Source organism: Shewanella sp. SM87 (assembly GCF_025653705.1).
GTDB lineage: Bacteria > Pseudomonadota > Gammaproteobacteria > Enterobacterales > Shewanellaceae > Shewanella > Shewanella oncorhynchi.
On sequence record NZ_JAKKSC010000012.1, the window covers coordinates 128,197 to 144,165 of the forward strand.

14 protein-coding genes and 1 pseudogene are annotated in these 15,969 nt (G+C 47.9%); 7 read left to right on the forward strand and 8 right to left on the reverse strand.

What is annotated here, in order from left to right; genetic code table 11:
* Nucleotides 1–174 precede the first annotated feature (174 nt).
* Nucleotides 175–1,653: a sucrose phosphorylase gene (gtfA, locus tag L5M11_RS11885; protein ID WP_212601158.1), complete on the forward strand. Its 1,479-nt coding sequence runs from the start codon at nt 175–177 to the stop codon at nt 1,651–1,653.
* 114 nt (nt 1,654–1,767) lie between these two features.
* Here gtfA and L5M11_RS11890 read toward each other — a convergent pair whose 3' ends face one another.
* The 7 genes from L5M11_RS11890 to L5M11_RS11920 all read right to left on the reverse strand — a co-directional run bounded on the left by L5M11_RS11890 (nt 1,768) and on the right by L5M11_RS11920 (nt 9,738).
* Nucleotides 1,768–2,799 carry a LacI family DNA-binding transcriptional regulator gene (locus tag L5M11_RS11890; protein ID WP_131524537.1) on the reverse strand — a complete coding sequence of 344 codons (1,032 nt, stop codon included), beginning with the start codon at nt 2,797–2,799 and terminating at the stop codon, nt 1,768–1,770.
* Nucleotides 2,800–2,891: 92 nt separating this feature from the next.
* Entirely contained in the window at nt 2,892–4,355 is a 1,464-nt protein-coding gene (locus L5M11_RS11895) for an MFS transporter (RefSeq protein ID WP_263147234.1), read from the reverse strand.
* A 58-nt stretch (nt 4,356–4,413) separates the two neighbouring features.
* Nucleotides 4,414–4,878, reverse strand: coding sequence for an NlpC/P60 family protein (locus L5M11_RS11900; protein ID WP_006083761.1), 465 nt, complete (start codon nt 4,876–4,878; stop codon nt 4,414–4,416).
* Nucleotides 4,879–5,014: 136 nt separating this feature from the next.
* The gene (locus L5M11_RS11905) at nt 5,015–5,752 is read right to left on the reverse strand and encodes a sulfite exporter TauE/SafE family protein (protein ID WP_263192172.1); all 738 of its coding nucleotides are present in this window, start codon (nt 5,750–5,752) and stop codon (nt 5,015–5,017) included.
* A 235-nt stretch (nt 5,753–5,987) separates the two neighbouring features.
* Nucleotides 5,988–7,232 carry an MFS transporter gene (locus L5M11_RS11910; RefSeq protein WP_263192174.1) on the reverse strand — a complete coding sequence of 415 codons (1,245 nt, stop codon included), beginning with the start codon at nt 7,230–7,232 and terminating at the stop codon, nt 5,988–5,990.
* 107 nt (nt 7,233–7,339) lie between these two features.
* Entirely contained in the window at nt 7,340–8,071 is a 732-nt protein-coding gene (locus tag L5M11_RS11915; protein ID WP_263147244.1) for a LytR/AlgR family response regulator transcription factor, read from the reverse strand.
* Entirely contained in the window at nt 8,065–9,738 is a 1,674-nt protein-coding gene (locus L5M11_RS11920) for a sensor histidine kinase (RefSeq protein WP_317629874.1), read from the reverse strand. The genes L5M11_RS11915 and L5M11_RS11920 overlap by 7 nt, the downstream gene beginning before the upstream one ends.
* 584 nt (nt 9,739–10,322) lie before the next feature.
* Here L5M11_RS11920 and L5M11_RS11925 point away from each other — a divergent pair.
* The 5 genes from L5M11_RS11925 to L5M11_RS11945 all read left to right on the forward strand — a co-directional run bounded on the left by L5M11_RS11925 (nt 10,323) and on the right by L5M11_RS11945 (nt 15,374).
* Nucleotides 10,323–11,246 carry a pirin family protein gene (locus L5M11_RS11925; protein WP_263192175.1) on the forward strand — a complete coding sequence of 308 codons (924 nt, stop codon included), beginning with the start codon at nt 10,323–10,325 and terminating at the stop codon, nt 11,244–11,246.
* Between the two features lie 297 nt (nt 11,247–11,543).
* The gene (locus tag L5M11_RS11930; protein WP_105250906.1) at nt 11,544–12,590 is read left to right on the forward strand and encodes an ATP-binding protein; all 1,047 of its coding nucleotides are present in this window, start codon (nt 11,544–11,546) and stop codon (nt 12,588–12,590) included.
* Nucleotides 12,591–13,274 carry a response regulator transcription factor gene (locus tag L5M11_RS11935; RefSeq protein ID WP_131524531.1) on the forward strand — a complete coding sequence of 228 codons (684 nt, stop codon included), beginning with the start codon at nt 12,591–12,593 and terminating at the stop codon, nt 13,272–13,274.
* A 32-nt stretch (nt 13,275–13,306) separates the two neighbouring features.
* A complete protein-coding gene (locus L5M11_RS11940; protein WP_263192176.1) occupies nt 13,307–14,008 on the forward strand; it encodes a potassium channel family protein in 702 nt (233 codons plus the stop codon).
* A gap of 1 nt (nt 14,009) precedes the next feature.
* A complete protein-coding gene (locus tag L5M11_RS11945) occupies nt 14,010–15,374 on the forward strand; it encodes a TrkH family potassium uptake protein (RefSeq protein WP_263192177.1) in 1,365 nt (454 codons plus the stop codon).
* A gap of 65 nt (nt 15,375–15,439) precedes the next feature.
* Here L5M11_RS11945 and L5M11_RS23975 read toward each other — a convergent pair whose 3' ends face one another.
* Nucleotides 15,440–15,592 (reverse strand): hypothetical protein, encoded by a 153-nt coding sequence (locus L5M11_RS23975; protein WP_394474123.1) that lies wholly within the window; start codon nt 15,590–15,592, stop codon nt 15,440–15,442.
* Nucleotides 15,593–15,809: 217 nt separating this feature from the next.
* Between L5M11_RS23975 and L5M11_RS11950 the strand changes: the two are divergent.
* Nucleotides 15,810–15,969, forward strand: a pseudogene (locus L5M11_RS11950) (IS110 family transposase); the annotation flags it as partial.

The following is a 15,969-nucleotide window of genomic DNA, read 5'->3' on the forward strand; positions in this document are numbered from 1 at the left end:
AGTGAGCCAGCCTCCCCCAAAACTTGAGACTAACTCAAAAATCCAACAAACCACTTGAATAATGTTTCATATTGGTTAAATATACAACTTAATCGATTAAGTTTAGTTGTGCAATCAATTAAAGGATTGCCATAAACCTTTACTCTAAAAAGACAACTCAAGCGTGGGCAAAGTATGAAAAACCAAGTGCAACTGATCACCTATGTCGACAGAATTACCAATGCCGGGCTCAAGGAGCTCAAAGCACTACTCGATGACGAGTTGCAAGGTCTATTCGGCGGCGTGCATCTTTTGCCTTTCTATTTTCCCATTGACGGCAGTGATGCGGGCTTCGATCCGATAGACCATGTACAAGTCGATTCACGCTTAGGCAATTGGGATGACGTTAAACGCATTGGTGATGATTACGACATCATGGCAGACCTTATCGTTAATCATATGTCCGCCGAGTCACCCGAATTTAAAGACGTACTCAAGCACGGTAAGCAATCGGCTTACTGGGATTTATTTTTAACCAAAGACAAGGTATTCCCTGATGGATTAAGCGAGCAAGATCAAGCCGCTATCTATCGCCCACGTCCGGGAAGTTGTTTTAGCACTTACACCTTAGCCGATGGCTCGACCGAAGAGTTTTGGACCACCTTTACCCGCAATCAAATCGATATCGACGTTCATTCCACCGCAGGTAAAGATTATTTAAACCGAGTGCTGGCGCGTTTCGACCACAGTAAAGTGAATCTGATCCGCTTAGATGCGGCGGGCTATGCGATTAAAAAGCCCGGCACTAGCTGCTTTATGATTGAAGAGTCCTTCGAGTTTGTGGATAAGTTAGCCCAGCAAGCCAATGCGTTAGGTATGACAACGCTGGCCGAAATTCATTCGCACCACATGACTCAGGTCGAGATCGCCAAGCGGGTCGACATGGTGTACGACTTCGCCCTGCCACCGCTCATCTTGCACACGCTGTTTAGCCAAGATTGCCAAGCCTTGACCCATTGGCTGGAAATGGCGCCACGCAACTGCATTACCGTACTCGACACCCACGACGGTATCGGCATTATCGACGTCGGCCCTATGGATGGCTTGCGCGGATTATTGACCGAAAATCAAATCGATAATTTGGTTGAAACCATACATGGCAATAGCAAGGGCGAGAGTCTACAGGCCACAGGCGCGGCCGCCAGCAACGTCGATTTGTATCAAATCAACTGCACCTATTACGATGCACTCGGCCAGAATGACCTCGATTATTTGATGGCGCGGGCGATTCAGTTTTTCGCACCAGGGATTCCGCAGGTGTATTACGCGGGTCTGCTGGCAATCCCGAACGATATGGCGCTGCTTAACCGGACTCACGTCGGCCGCGATATTAATCGCCCTTATTTGAATCGTGAAAAAGTGCAGCAAGCCATGCACAAACCTGTCGTTAAGGCGCTAACGAAGCTGATTAAACTGCGCAATAGCAGCTCAGCCTTCGATGGCCGCTTTACAATGGCATCGGCAGAACGCACATTAACCTTGTCTTGGACAGCGGCCGATTCGCAGGCGAGCCTCACCCTCGACTTTGCCAATAAAGATGGCCAAATCATCCTTTTAGATAAGCAAGGTAAAGAGACACAAGTGTCGTTATCAAGACTGCTGGCTCAAGCATAAGCTTGCGTTCCTGTTCGGGCTTGAGCTTAGGTTTAAGTTCAAGCTAAGCGACATAGTTTTTAGATAGCAAAAAGGCGCATTGAATGCGCCTTTTTTAGTTAAAAGATGTAGCGATTAGCAGCTCTTACCGAGGCGTAATTCATAGCCCAAAACTTCCGCATGCACGGCATCACTGACAAACATTTGCGCCGCTTTTCGGCCCTTCTGCTCAGAGTATTGATAGACGGTCGTTAACGGCGGATTTGAACGTGTGCCTTCATCTATGCCATCAAAGCCCACGACTCGCACATCTTCGGGAACACTCAGCCCCATGGCCTGCGCCTCACCGAGCACACTCAAGGCGATTAAGTCACTCATACATAAAAATACATTCGGCCGCGGAGTCGAGTTCAGCGCTTCTTTTGCCGCTATCGCCGCATAGTCGGCATTGCTCTCGGGGATATTCCAAATGCGGTCCGGCCCCAGAACAACGCCCACTTCTTCAATCGCTTGCAAGTAACCCTGTAATCTTTGATGGGCAACAGAGGTATCGATTTCTAACAAATTTAAATCATACACGCGGCAAGTTAAGTGGGTATCGAGCAAACGTAACCCTAAAATGGCGACATTGTCTGCGGGCGATTGCAATGCCAGTTTTGCCACTTCATAGGCGGCTAACTTATTGTCTATGCTCACTGATGCATTGCGGTGGATATCAAAATCGACGGTGACGACCTTTTTCTTTACCTGCTTTAACTGCTCGGCTAACAGGGCATTGCGCGGGCGACCATAACAGATAAAACCATCCACAAAGTCAGCCACCGCATTCACACTGTCTGAGCTGCCCGAAAACAGCAGCAAATTGAGCTTTTCTTGCTCCAAGACAGAGGCCACGCCCTTCATAAATTTACTGGCGACGGGATCGGACACCATGTATTCCACGCTGTCCGACAATACCAAGGCGACAGTATCGAACTTGCCCTTACGTAAGGATTGAGCCGCTTTATTTGGTCCGAAATAACCCAACTTAGTGCAAGCCGCTAAAATTTCATTACGACGTTTTTCCGATAATTGATCGGGGCGATTAAACGCGTTAGACACAGTGGCATTAGAGACACCCAACTCGTTGGCTATGCTCTTTAGGGTCCAGTGTTTTGTTATTGTCATGCTTATGTCCTGGAATCGAATAAGGCCACAAAAATACGGCTCAGCGCAAATAGTACACGGCTTAAATGGGTCGTGCACCTGCAAATCTAGGCTTACTGCGCAGTTTCGCTATCATGATCTTTTAATGCCGTCGCAGGGGATAAAAAACCGACTATCGCGGCGCACAATGCCACACCCGCAGCGGCCATAAATCCATATTGGAAGGCGTGATGCACCACCTCTGTCGGCAGAGTTTTAATGGTGGCGATGCCAAGCTCTGAACCCTTGAGTGGCAGCAGACTATAAAGCAGCACACTAAATAACGCAGTGCCGATAGCGGCGCCCATAGAACGACATAGCGACACCATAGCCGTGATCTGGCTGAGTCGCGCCTTGCCCGACACGCTCTGCACCACGAGCTGCACACTCGGCATCACAGTCCCTAGCCCTATTCCGACCAATACACCTAAGCCGCCGATCACATTGGCATTGGGCGGAACAAAACTAATCAATAACAAGCCGATAAAAGCTAAGCTCATGCCAAAGGTCGGTAACCACTTAGGCGCCACATCTTTGCTTAACAGTCGGCCTGCTATCGTCGAGCCAGTGACGATACCGAAGGTCATAGGCAAGAGCAGTAAACCAGTTTTAGCGGGATTAGTATGTAAGCCCACCTGCAGATAAATCGGCAGGAAGAAGATCATCGCAAACAAACAGGCCGCAAACAGCGCCGCCGTTAGCAGTGGCATATACACGGCCTTCTTCGCCAGTAAATCTAACGGCAGAAACGGACTCGCCAATCGCCGTTCCCACAATAACAAGCCTAAAATGCCAACTACCACAAAGACGGCAAAACCTAAGCTGGTCGCAGAAAGCCAAGCAAACTCTTGCCCCGCCATAGATAACCAATACAACAGCGCGGTGATAATAGCCGGAAACAAGACCACGCCCACTAAATCAAACTTGCCTTGGCGAACGGGTTTAACGCTGCGCTTATGTAAGCCATTGAGCCGCCATACGGCCAGCATAGCCAGTGGAATATTCGCCCAAAACAGCCAATGCCACGAATAGGCATGCACCACAATCCCGCCAATCACAGGGCCGCCGACACTCGCGAGGGTAAACATAGCGGCAAAATAGCCTTGGAAACGCGCCCGCTGCCGAATGGGCACTAACTCACCAATTAAGGATTGGGACAAACTCATCAAACCGCCACCGCCCATGCCCTGCAAGATACGTCCGGCGATCATGTGGTCCATAGTGCCTGCACTCGCCGAAACGATAGAGCCCAGTGCAAAAATCACTAAGGCGATCATCAGGATTTTCGCGCGACCGAAGTTATCTCCTAACCAGCCATAAATCGGCACAGAAGCAGCCATCGCCAGCATATAGCCGATAGTGATCCACGAGGCTTGGCGCAGACCGCCAAGATCTTCAACTATGGCTGGCGTCGCCGTCGCGAGTAAGGTTTGATCAACCGCGGCCAAAAACATGGGCAAGAATACGGCGGAGAAAATGGCGAGGAAAACAGAAGTAGGTAAAGGGTCACTCTGGGATAACGCAGGCTCTAAGGACATATTGTCTCCGCTAACTCATCAGCCCAAGTGCAAAAAGAAAGTGCATAAAGAAGATGTGCTAAATTCGCCGTGCATTCCAATACTTAGACGCCCAATAACTGTTATGCAGGCTCGAAATCTTCACCCCTTGGCTAGTGGAAACATGGAGAAAATTATCGTCTCCCACATAAATGCCGACATGGTGTGTGCTCCAACCTGTCTTGAAAAATACCAAGTCGCCCTTGCGCAGTTGATTTCTCGGCACAGGTTTCCCTAGGGCTTGCTGTTCTTCAACCGTGCGCGGCAGTGTCATACCCAACATCTTCTGATAGGCGACCGACACAAAGGCCGAGCAATCTATGCCCCGCTTAGTGCCACCGCCTAAACGATAGGGCACACCGCGCCACTCAGAATGCAGTTCGGAGATATTGCTATCGTTCCAAACCGTGGCGGGTTCAACTTGCTTTACCACAGGCTTAGGTTCTGGCGCGCTAGCACAAGCGCCAAGGCCTAAGGCTAAGATAACTATCAGTAATCGTTTCATAGCTTCAAACTCATTGCAGGCAGATTTCACAGTAACGTAATTTTGAGTTTTTATCAGGTAAATTCAGGGCGGCTGGGGATCAAAATGCCCCAACACCCGCGCACTCTAGCAGACTAATGTAACCCAAAGCTTAAAACTATAACGCCGTCCACAATAAACGCACGCCCACCAGCACCATTAAAATCAAGATGATGCGCTTAAATAACCTGTCGTTAACTTTATCTTGAATAAACAAACCTAGCTTTACCCCTAGCCATGCCAGCGGCACCAGTAACAGAGAAACTAAAATATTCTCTTGGTTAATCTGCCCAAGCAAACTGTAGGGGATAAGCTTGACCAGATTTACCACAGCAAAAAACACCACGGCAGTGGCTAAAAATTCTGCCTTAGCCAAACGCAGCGGCAACAAATAAGCGTTGAGTGGCGGCCCGCCCGCATGGGCAACAAAGCTCGTAAATCCGGCGGTTAAGCCACACAAGCGCCCAACCAGAGGTGAAGGTGATGCTTGAGTTTTATCCCCAAGGATCAAACCATACAAACCAAAACCTAAGGACACACAGCCTAGAATCACCCGTAAGTAATCTTCGTTTAATCGATCGAACAACAGATAAGCGATAAAAATCCCCACAACCGCCGCGGGCAATAGTATCCATAAATGACGCGGATTATGTTGCCCCCACCATGATCGTACACTTAAAAAATCCATATAAATCAGCAGTGGTAACATGACTGCTGCCGCTGTAGCAGGGCTAATGGCCAGCGCCAATAGCGGGACAGTTAATCCGCCCACGCCACCCGCAAAACCTGATTTAGAAATCCCAGTAATCAATACTGCAGGTATCGCCACCAACCAAAAAAGAGGGTCCGTTAACATCAACACATCCTGAATAACGCTTTAAGGCTATCAAGTTACCTGTTGTTGGTGTGATAAAAAAGAGGCTGCACTGAGCTAACATCAAAAGTGTAATCACATAGATAAGTCAGCGAGCCTAAACGTGAGTAACAACCTCGCCCATAAAATACGGGATAAACAGTAAAAAATCCGCAGCCATTTGGCTGCGGATTTTTTATGTTAGCTTTTGGCTAAAGAAGAAAAGCTTAGCTTGCGCCTATGCAGATTCAGCCGTCATATTCACTAAGCGAGATGTACTCTTAGTCACTCTCTTAGCTGACGCAGGAATTTTGGGCTCTGGCATACGAATGGTTAATGACATGACTAACGCCACCACCAGTAGCACTAAAATCACGTTAAAGGTTGCAATAAATCCACCAAATAACGAGGCGACAATCGAACCGATAATACTGCCGATACCGAAACCTAAGTAGATAACGCCATAGTTTTTAGTCAGGTTATTCAGGCCGAAGAAGTCGCTCACCAGTGATGGATAGACAGTAATAGTGCCACCAAAGCTAAAGGCAACGCAGGCGACCGCGACGAAGAACAGGTTAGCATTCAAAGGAATGAACAACAGTAACACCATACCGACTAAGGTGATGATCTGCGCCAGCGAAATAACCCGAATGCGGGGGATTTTGTCCGACAGAATACCCAGCACTAAACGACCACTGAGGTTCGCCATAGCAATCACAGCAACAGCATTGGCGGCGACCAGTACAGGCAAGTCGACCATCTTCTCGCCGATATCTTTAGCCACACCAATCACATACAAACCACTCATACAGGCAGACAGGAACATCAGCGCCAGCATCCAGTATTGCGGCTTACGCATGGCTTCTGCGAGGGTGAAGTCGCGGCTTTCGGCCTGCTGACTTGCGGCTGATTGTGCAGGCGCATCTTTCATCAACATACCGCCACATAACACCAGCGCCATGGCGATCAGGCCCCACAGTTGGAAGGTGGTTTCAAGGCCAGTGTTTTCGAGTAACAGCACGTTAATGTATTTAAATCCGAGGCTACCTAGACCATAAGCGCCAATCGCTAACGCCGAAATCAGCCCTTTGCGTTCGGGGAACCACTTCACGCAGTTAGACAAGGTCATCAAGTAGCCAGTGCCATCGGCAAAGCCCACTAAAATCCCTGCGCACAGGTAAAGCATCATCAAGTTACTGGCTTGGGCAGTGAGTAAGAATCCAACGCCGAGTAACAGGCCTGCGCCTAAGGTGACATTACGTACGCCAAAACGTTCCTGTAATTTGCCCGCCATGGAAGATGCCACGGCCAAAGACAAACTCAGCAAACCAAACACAAATGCCACTTGGCTGACGGGTTCGTCGAGCTTAACGGCCAACTGCGCATTGAACAGGCTCCAAGTGTAAACTGAGCCGAGTGCAAACTGGGTGATAATAGTACCAACTAAGGTCAGGTACCGAGTACGGTTCATCTCTTTAGTCATGATGCATCTCGCTTTAGGGGATCAGGAATTGAGTCCACTATAAGAGAGATGCGATTCGCGCCGATCAATTAAGGCATGAAATACAGATCTGCAGGAATGAATGACAATTACAGCCTCATCAGCTGTCGAAAAGCCTTAATATTACTACGGCTAACGGGCACCTCGAACGACAAATCATGCAAGCGGATCAGGTAAGTACTATTGAACCAAGGCACGATTTCGCGGATCTTGTTGATATTGACGCAATAGGAACGGTGACAGCGGAAAAAGCCTTCAGCAGGCAAACGGCTGACAAACTCACTGATGGTCATCTGCATCACATAACGGTCGGAGCGGGTGTACACATAAGTGAGTTTTTCATCGGCCTCGGCATAATAAATTTGCTCGCAGGGCGTGACGATAATCCGCTCACCTTTGACTAAATTCACGGTTCGACTGGTGTTGCTCGCGGCCTCATGTTGCGGCTTTGGTGCTTGTCGTCCCACCTGTTCAATCTTCTGCAATAAGCTGATGATCCGCGGTTCATTGTAGGGCTTGAGAATATAATCGAAAGCTTCGAGCTCAAATGCTTCTACTGCAAATTCTTTATAGGCAGTAACAAACACCACATGGGGAGGATGGGTCGATTTATGCAGATTCTTCGCCAACAAGAGGCCATCAATGGACGGTATTTGGATATCCAAAAACACCACATCGACCTCGTGATCCTGCAAATATTTAAAGGCCTCTAAGCCATCCTCGAAGCTAGCCACTATGTCTATCTCACTGTGGCTCTTCACTAAATACTCTAGCTCCTCACGGGCGAGATATTCATCTTCAACTATGATGGCTTTTAACATACTTGCGCCTCATTTTCCGGTAAGTAAAAACTGACTTCAGTCCCCGGCTCGAGCCGTTTAAGCTGCAAACCTTCGCCGTACAATAACTTCACTCTCTGGTGCACATTCATCAGCCCGATACTGCTGCTTTCTACACGGCCAGCAGCTACACCATCAATCACCTCTTGGCGGATCCCATAGCCAGTATCGCGCACGGCGACGCGAATGCCTGCATCGAGTTTTTTCACTTCTATCGTCACTCTGCCCGGTGCACTACGCGGCTGAATGCCATGCAAAATCGCGTTTTCCACCAGCGGCTGTAACAAGAGGCAAGGTACACAAAAATGCACATCGTCGACATCGAAGATCACTTCAAGCTTGTCGCCAAAACGCGCCTGCTCGATCGCCACATAATCACGGACTTGCTTCACTTCTTCTTGGATATCAATCAGCTCATCGCCTTTAGCCAAGTTATAGCGCAGATAATCGGCCAGATTAGCAATCAACTGTCGCGCCTGCTGTGGCCGAATACGGATCAAAGAAGAAATCGCATTGAGGGCATTAAATAAAAAATGTGGATTAATCTTGCTCTGCAACGCCGTAAACTCCGCCTTGCGGGTCATCTCTTGCAGTTGCTCGATACGCGACACTTCCATCTGGGTCGAAATCAGCTGCGACAAACCCACAGCCATCTCCCGCAACGAGCTAGTGATACGATAGGTATTGCGATAGTAAATCTTCAGCGTGCCACTCACAGTGCCGTTTTCGCGCAGCGGGATTATGATGACCGAATGAAAATCCGATAAATGATATTGGCGTAAGTCATTGTTAATAATGTTTTGATCTTGCTCTATCGCCCTTTGAGTCATTTCGCTAATCGCTTGATGACCATCGACCTCGTAGTAATCTTTGCCAACGCCCATATAGGCCAACACATCGCGAGTATCGGTAATAGCCACAGCATCGGCATGGATTTCATTGCGGATCACAGCGCAAACTTGCTCTAAGGCATGGCGGTCAATCTTGCGGAAAAAGGGTAAGGTTTTGTTGGCAATATCCAGCGCGAGCTTGGCCTGCTTGGCGGCAATGAGCTCTTTCTCATCGTCGAGGTCTTGCACTAGCTTGATAATCAGTCCGATACACACAGTGCCCGCAATCATGGGATAGGCAATGTGACTCACAATCTCTACACCCACCTGGTGCGGCTCTGTCAGCAGCCAAATCAACAACATGGTCAGTGTTTCACACAACATGCCAGCCACAATGCCATAAATCCATAACTTAGATTTGGGGCATTTGTAGTAAATCCAGGTAGCCATTAGACCGGCAATAATGCTGGCGATTAAACACGGGATAGAAGTATCGCCATCCATATCAATCAGATATCTATGCAGCCCCGACAACACGCCCGCGGAAATGCCGACCCAAGGGCCAAATAAAATCCCGCCGGAAATAATCGCAATAATCCGCACGTTAACCAGCGCGCCTTCAACCTCAATACCGGTATAAGTACTGAACACCGCAAATAAGCAAAATATCGCCGCCACAGAGACCAGCTCTGCGGGGGTGTGATTACGCTTTTGGAATAAACGCTGGAACGGTCGAGTGCGGGTTAAAAAGAACAAGGTCATCAGCATCAAGGCCGCCCGTTCAAATACCGCCAGTAACATCATTTGATTTTCGAGCACGCTTTCCCCTTGATCTATCACGCTGAATCACAGCCCAACGTTATATTTACCAATGATATATTTATGAGTGTTAAGCCTGTACGCTGAATGGATTAGGGTGAAGACAGGCTTTGCCGCCAACACAAGCTCCCATAAAAGATAGACTCGATTTTGCAGATCCAACGTAAGACATGGATGATAAAAATCACCGAGCCCCAAACTTGTCAAACACTCGTATTTAGGCTCGAGTAAAACATCAAACGCTAATGCCCACATAAATACAGGCTTGCTAAAGTAAAGGACAGATAAAAGTCCCATTCACGCGGGCTCAGTCACACATTCGTACTTGAATTAGGCTATCAAAGTGTATCGAAGGACAATTTGAAGATCCTAAAACACGTTAAGTTAACCACTAAAAAGTGCAATTGCCCTCTATCAGGTCACTGCCACAATTTGCAAAATCGACTGGAATACCCGAAGCTAAAACCTTCGGCTCGAATGCAATATGAGATCACCCCCATGCGAGATTCTAGGTTCACACTTAGCTGCGCTGAACCGAGCCAAACTGAACTGAGCATGCCCTAGTAATGGAATAAGGAGCGAACATGAGTGAACTACAAGCACAGTTTTATGGTGGCCCTAAGGAATGTCCTATTGAAAATGGCCGCATTCAAGCTCAACGGATAGCCCCTAAAATCAGTGATGTCGGCGGCATACCTGTCGCACGGGCTATTCCACAAAAAGAGCGCCGCCTTATCGGCCCTTGGTGCTTTCTCGACCATATTGGCCCAATCACCGACGGCCCGCAGTTAAACGTCGGCCAACATCCACACATTGGATTGCAAACCTTTACTTGGATGCTCGAAGGCGAAATCATGCACAGGGACAGCCTCGGCAGTGCTCAAGTGATCCGCCCAAAACAAGTTAACCTGATGACAGCCGGACACGGCATAGCCCACACCGAAGAGTCGATAGCGGGTCATCACACTATGCACGCAGCCCAACTATGGATAGCCTTACCACTGGAACACAAAGATACCACTCCGAGATTCGATCACTACCCAGAGCTGCCGACTTGGCACGAGTCAGGCGTCGAATTCACCCTACTGATTGGCAGTTGGCATCATAAACAGGCGCCCACATTACACTTCTCACCTATCGTTGCTATCGATCTGTTTGCCGCCCATGACGCTGAACTCACTCTGAATCTCGACCCTAGTTTCGAATATGCCCTCATGCCACTGGAAGGCCGCTTCCAAATCGAGGATGACAGTTTTGATAATAACCACCTCGCCTACCTTGGCATGCTACGCGAAACCATTACCATAAAACTCGAGGCGGGTTGTCGAATACTGCTGATTGGTGGTGCGCCACTGGCTGAGCCTGTCAGCATTTGGTGGAACTTTGTCGGCCATAGCAAAGATGAAATAGTCAAAGCACAGACAGATTGGGAAGCCGAAGATCCCCGCTTCGCCGCTGTTACTGGCTATAGTGGCAAACGCTTAGTGCCCCCACCAATACCTTGGTGATGCTTAACTCAATGACGGACAACTCAATGACAGGCAGGTCAATAACTCTGGGTTAGTGGTGGATAAGCGCTTTGGCATCTTACGTAATGGCCTGCGCCAGGGTTAAGGCTTACAACATAAGTGTATGCGGTAAGCCTTATCATTCACCCAAAGTGTGATGTGAACAAGCTCGATTTGCCTAAGCTAAGTGCAAGCTAAACCACTCACAAGGTTACAAATTTTACGACATTTTTACGCGCTATCTTAAAATGCCTTTGCTAAAGTACAGGCACTTTCTTTATATGCGTCTTTCTATTCATGACTTCATCCATAGCGGCTCCCATGACACAATACTGGCGCTCGCACCCGACTTTATTTACCTTCATAGTGCTAGTGACGGCCATTTTCAGCAGCGCCTTTATCGATCACTTTTCAAACTCGACTATCGCCGTACTGCTGATTTTACAATTGGCCGTAGTGGCCGTAGCCCTACAATGCAACGCCAACTTGGCCTATTTTGCAGCAGTGTTTGAGGCGACCAGCTTTAATTTTCTATTTACCACACCACGTTATTCACTACAGATGTTTAATCTTGAGGACATTCTCAATCTCAGTGTGTTTCTGCTTGTCGCCCTCACCACCAGCAAATTAGCCGAACACTATCGACGTCAGCAAGATGCTCTCGAACAAGCTCAGTTACGCAACAGTATTTTGCTGTCGGTTTCCCACGATTTACGCACCCCACTCGCCACTATCATAGGCACGCTCACCACCTTAAAGGAATACATGCCTAAGCTCAGCCCAGACCAAAAGGATGAGCTGATTGATAGCGCGGCCGCCGAAAGCCATCGCCTGCACCAATATATCGAAAACCTGCTGCAAGCCACTAAGTTACAACACGGCGCCCTCAAGTTTAGCTTGAGTGAAGACGCAATAATGAATGTATTGCATCAAGCTATTGCCCGTTTTCCAGCCACGCAGCCGCGCATTATCATCAAGAGTGAGGCCGATCTACCGTCACTGATGATCTGCAGCTCATTGATTGAGCAAGCTATTTTTAATGTATTGGATAATGCGCTGCGCTATTCGCCTTCTGATAAGCAAGTCATAGTAAAGGCGTATCAGCAGGGCGATGCGTTACTGTTAGATATCCAAGATGAGGGTCTTGGCATAGAACCCGCTCAGGCGCAGGCAATTTTTGAACTCTTTTATCGCCAGCATCCCTCAACCGATAGCGGCTCGGGCCTTGGGCTTGCTGTTGCTAAGGGCATAATTACCGCCCATGGTGGCCAGATCAGCGCCGAACCTGTCGCTCATGGCAGCCTTATTCGTATCGCATTGCCGATAAAAAAGGGAGAGGAATAAATGGCTTATAAGGTGCTGGTCGTCGATGACGAAGCGCAAATCCACACTTTTATGCGGATATCGTTAGAAGCGGAAGGATTCGAATATCATGGCGCCGCCTCGATTGCGTCAGCCCTAGCGCAATATCATGCGCAGCAGCCACACGTGTTAGTGCTCGATCTTGGACTACCCGATGGTGATGGCATCAGCTTGCTGCAAACCCTACGTCAGAGTGACAAAGTGCCGGTGCTTATCTTAACCGCCCGCGATCAAGAGGAAGAAAAAATTCGTCTTTTGGAAGCAGGCGCCAATGACTATCTCAGCAAGCCATTTGGGATCAGGGAGTTAATCGCGCGCATCAAGGTTTTAGTCCGCGATTTAGTCGATGAACCGCCATTAAGTGATTTACTGCAGTTTGGCGCACTTAAGTTGCAAAAAAGTACCCACCAGCTTTGGCTCGATCAGCAAGAAATCGCCTTAACCAAAAAGGAGTTTGCCCTGATGGAGACCTTAATGTCTCACCCTGGTCAGCTCGTTAAACAAACTGAGTTACTACGGGATATTTGGGGTAAAACCCATCAAGAAGACAGTCATTATCTGCGGATCTTAGTCAGTCAGTTACGTAAAAAACTCAATGACAGCAGCGAGCAGCAGCTCATTAAGACAGAAGCGGGCCTAGGTTATCGCTTAACAAACAATAGATAAGCATCTGTTATAAATTAGAAAAGGATATTTTAATGGCACATTTTACCGTTATTGGCTTAGGGCGATTTGGTGTCGCCGCTAGCCTAGAATTGATCCACTTAGGCCACACGGTCACTGGCGTGGATAGTGACCCTAAAATGGTGGAAAAATACGTAGAAGACTTAACCGAAGCGGTTATTTGTGATTGTTCCGACGAAGCCGCACTACGTGAGCTAGACCTCGCAAACAGTGAAGCCGTACTGGTCGCAATTGGCGAAGATATGCAATCAAGTTTGCTGTGCACCTTGGCGCTCAAGAATCTAGGCGTAGAAGTCATTTGGGTCAAGGCCAGCACTAAAGCCCATCACACTATCGTCTCTAAACTCGGCGTCGCCCGCATCATACATCCAGAGGAAGAAATGGGCATACGTGTCGCCCAGTCACTCAACTATCCTATGGTGAACAATTTCCTGCCGATTGGTGATGGTCTCTATGTGGTCGAAATCCATATCAAGCCTCACCTTAATCAAACCACTGTCAGCCAACTCCTCGGCGCTGCACAGGATGATGTTAAAGATGATGTAAAAAGCAATGTGATACGCAATCCTAAAGGCAAAGTCGCCGCCATTATGGTTAAGCGGGATCTGACGGTTTTCAGCAAAATTGATAGTCAATTTATCCTGCAAACGAATGACGCCTTACTGCTCTGCGGTAGCCGTACTGAGCTCAAATACCTAGCGCCAAGGTTGGTGTAACTTGGTTCAATGGCATCCCTCCATCATGGCGATTGAGCATAAACCCAAATCGAGTAAAAAGTTGTTAGGCGCACCGCCCTTTATCCTAAGCGTGAGCTTTGCATTGTTGATCATCTTAGGCACTTGCTTACTCAAACTGCCGGTAGCAACCGAATCTTCTATTACTTGGCTACAAAGTCTGTTCACGGCCACCTCGGCAGTAACAGTAACTGGGCTGGTTGTTGTCGATACTGGCACTGTTTTTACGCCCTTTGGGCAAATCGTCATAGCGCTGTTAATTCAATGCGGTGGACTTGGGCTGATGACCTTCGCCATTGTCACCTTGATCGCCATTGGCGGCAGAATTGGTTTTTTACACCAAACAGTCGCAAAAGAGGCTTTTAATCAAACAGATACATCGACTCTAGTGTCAACGGCAAAATCAGTGTTAGTGTTTTCCTTACTGGTTGAAGCCGTAGGCATGGCCATTCTTTCCGTGTACTGGAGTCAGGAACTCGGCTGGCAAACCAGCTTATTCCACGGTTTTTTCTACACCATCAGCGCCTTTAACAACGCAGGTTTTGCCCTCAGTGCCGACAGCCTAATGCCCTATGTTGCCGATCCTGTCATTAATCTCACCATCACGGGCCTGCTCATCATAGGTGGCCTTGGATTCTCGGTGTGGATAGATCTTCGTAGGAACAAACGTTGGTCAAAACTCAGCGTTTACAGCCGCATGATGATCACAGGCACTATGATTATCAACGCCGTCGCCGTGATTGCGATTTACTTTATTGAGTACAACAACCCCAATACCTTGGCGCCCTTAAGCGAACTCGGTAAATGGTTAGCCTCATGGTTTCAAGCCGTTACACCGCGCACCGCAGGCTTTAATACACTAGCAATTGACCAACTCGAAGATGGTACAACGCTACTCATGCTGGTATTGATGTTTATTGGCGGCGGCTCATTAAGCACCGCCAGTGGCATTAAGGTGGTCACCTTTATGGTGCTGATTTTGGCAACTTATGGCTACTTACGCCGCGATGAAGCCATTTATGTGTTTAAGCGCGAGATCCCCAAAGACACTGTCAGCAAAGCTTTGGCGCTAACCATGATCTCCATTGGCGTCACTTGGCTAGCCATCTTCGCACTGGTATTAAGTGAAAACGCACCGTTAATTGATATCGTCTTTGAGGCAGTATCAGCACTGGGCACAGTCGGTTTGTCCCGAGGTCTGACAGGCAACTTAACGACTCTAGGCCAAGCAATCATCATTTTTATAATGTTCATGGGTCGCCTCGGCCCACTCGTACTCGCCTACTTCCTCGCCAGCCCAAGGACCAAGAAACTGCGCTACGCAGAAACCAAACTGGCGATTGGTTAAAGAGATTGGTTGGAAGGCAGGCAGGCACTGAAAAATAGTCAGTGCCGCTATTGGTTCAACTCAGTTTAGCTGTGGGCAATCAGCAACAGCCACAAGGGGACGTTAATGTAATAATTAGCGCTCCCCACTTTTTGTTTAGTTAAAAATCCGCACTCGACCAGTTGCTCTAAATATTTAGTGGCGCCAGTAGTAAGTAAAACAAACGAGTTTATATAGATAAATTTCGCTCTTTTTTATACTTAAGAGATTCAATATGTATAATTTTCCACAAAAAATATACATGACGGAGAAAACACGTATCGTTTTTCAAGTTTTCTATACATGACATCTATGTAGTTCCACTCATTGTGTAGTGATGTGATGGACGCCTCAGCACCTAAGCTTGCAGTATTATGCCAAGCTTAAAGCTGACAAATAGTTCTGGAGGTTTCCATCATGGATATTAAAGTTATTGGTATCGATTTAGCCAAAAATGTTTTTCAAGTTTGTGTTTGTCTTATGGATAACTCTGTCATGAGTAACAAAAAGGTTAACAGAAACAAGCTGCTCGATAAAATTAGACAATTCCCCGAAGGTAGCCTTATTGCTATGGAGG

Bases quoted from the DNA above. Each gene is read 5' to 3' on its own strand.
- gtfA (WP_212601158.1), top strand. From the start codon at position 175: ATGAAAAACCAAGTGCAACTGATCACCTATGTCGACAGAATTACCAAT.
- L5M11_RS11890 (WP_131524537.1), bottom strand. From the start codon at position 2,799: ATGACAATAACAAAACACTGGACCCTAAAGAGCATAGCCAACGAGTTG.
- L5M11_RS11895 (WP_263147234.1), bottom strand. From the start codon at position 4,355: ATGTCCTTAGAGCCTGCGTTATCCCAGAGTGACCCTTTACCTACTTCT.
- L5M11_RS11900 (WP_006083761.1), bottom strand. From the start codon at position 4,878: ATGAAACGATTACTGATAGTTATCTTAGCCTTAGGCCTTGGCGCTTGT.
- L5M11_RS11905 (WP_263192172.1), bottom strand. From the start codon at position 5,752: ATGTTAACGGACCCTCTTTTTTGGTTGGTGGCGATACCTGCAGTATTG.
- L5M11_RS11910 (WP_263192174.1), bottom strand. From the start codon at position 7,232: ATGACTAAAGAGATGAACCGTACTCGGTACCTGACCTTAGTTGGTACT.
- L5M11_RS11915 (WP_263147244.1), bottom strand. From the start codon at position 8,071: ATGTTAAAAGCCATCATAGTTGAAGATGAATATCTCGCCCGTGAGGAG.
- L5M11_RS11925 (WP_263192175.1), top strand. From the start codon at position 10,323: ATGAGTGAACTACAAGCACAGTTTTATGGTGGCCCTAAGGAATGTCCT.
- L5M11_RS11930 (WP_105250906.1), top strand. From the start codon at position 11,544: ATGACTTCATCCATAGCGGCTCCCATGACACAATACTGGCGCTCGCAC.
- L5M11_RS11935 (WP_131524531.1), top strand. From the start codon at position 12,591: ATGGCTTATAAGGTGCTGGTCGTCGATGACGAAGCGCAAATCCACACT.
- L5M11_RS11940 (WP_263192176.1), top strand. From the start codon at position 13,307: ATGGCACATTTTACCGTTATTGGCTTAGGGCGATTTGGTGTCGCCGCT.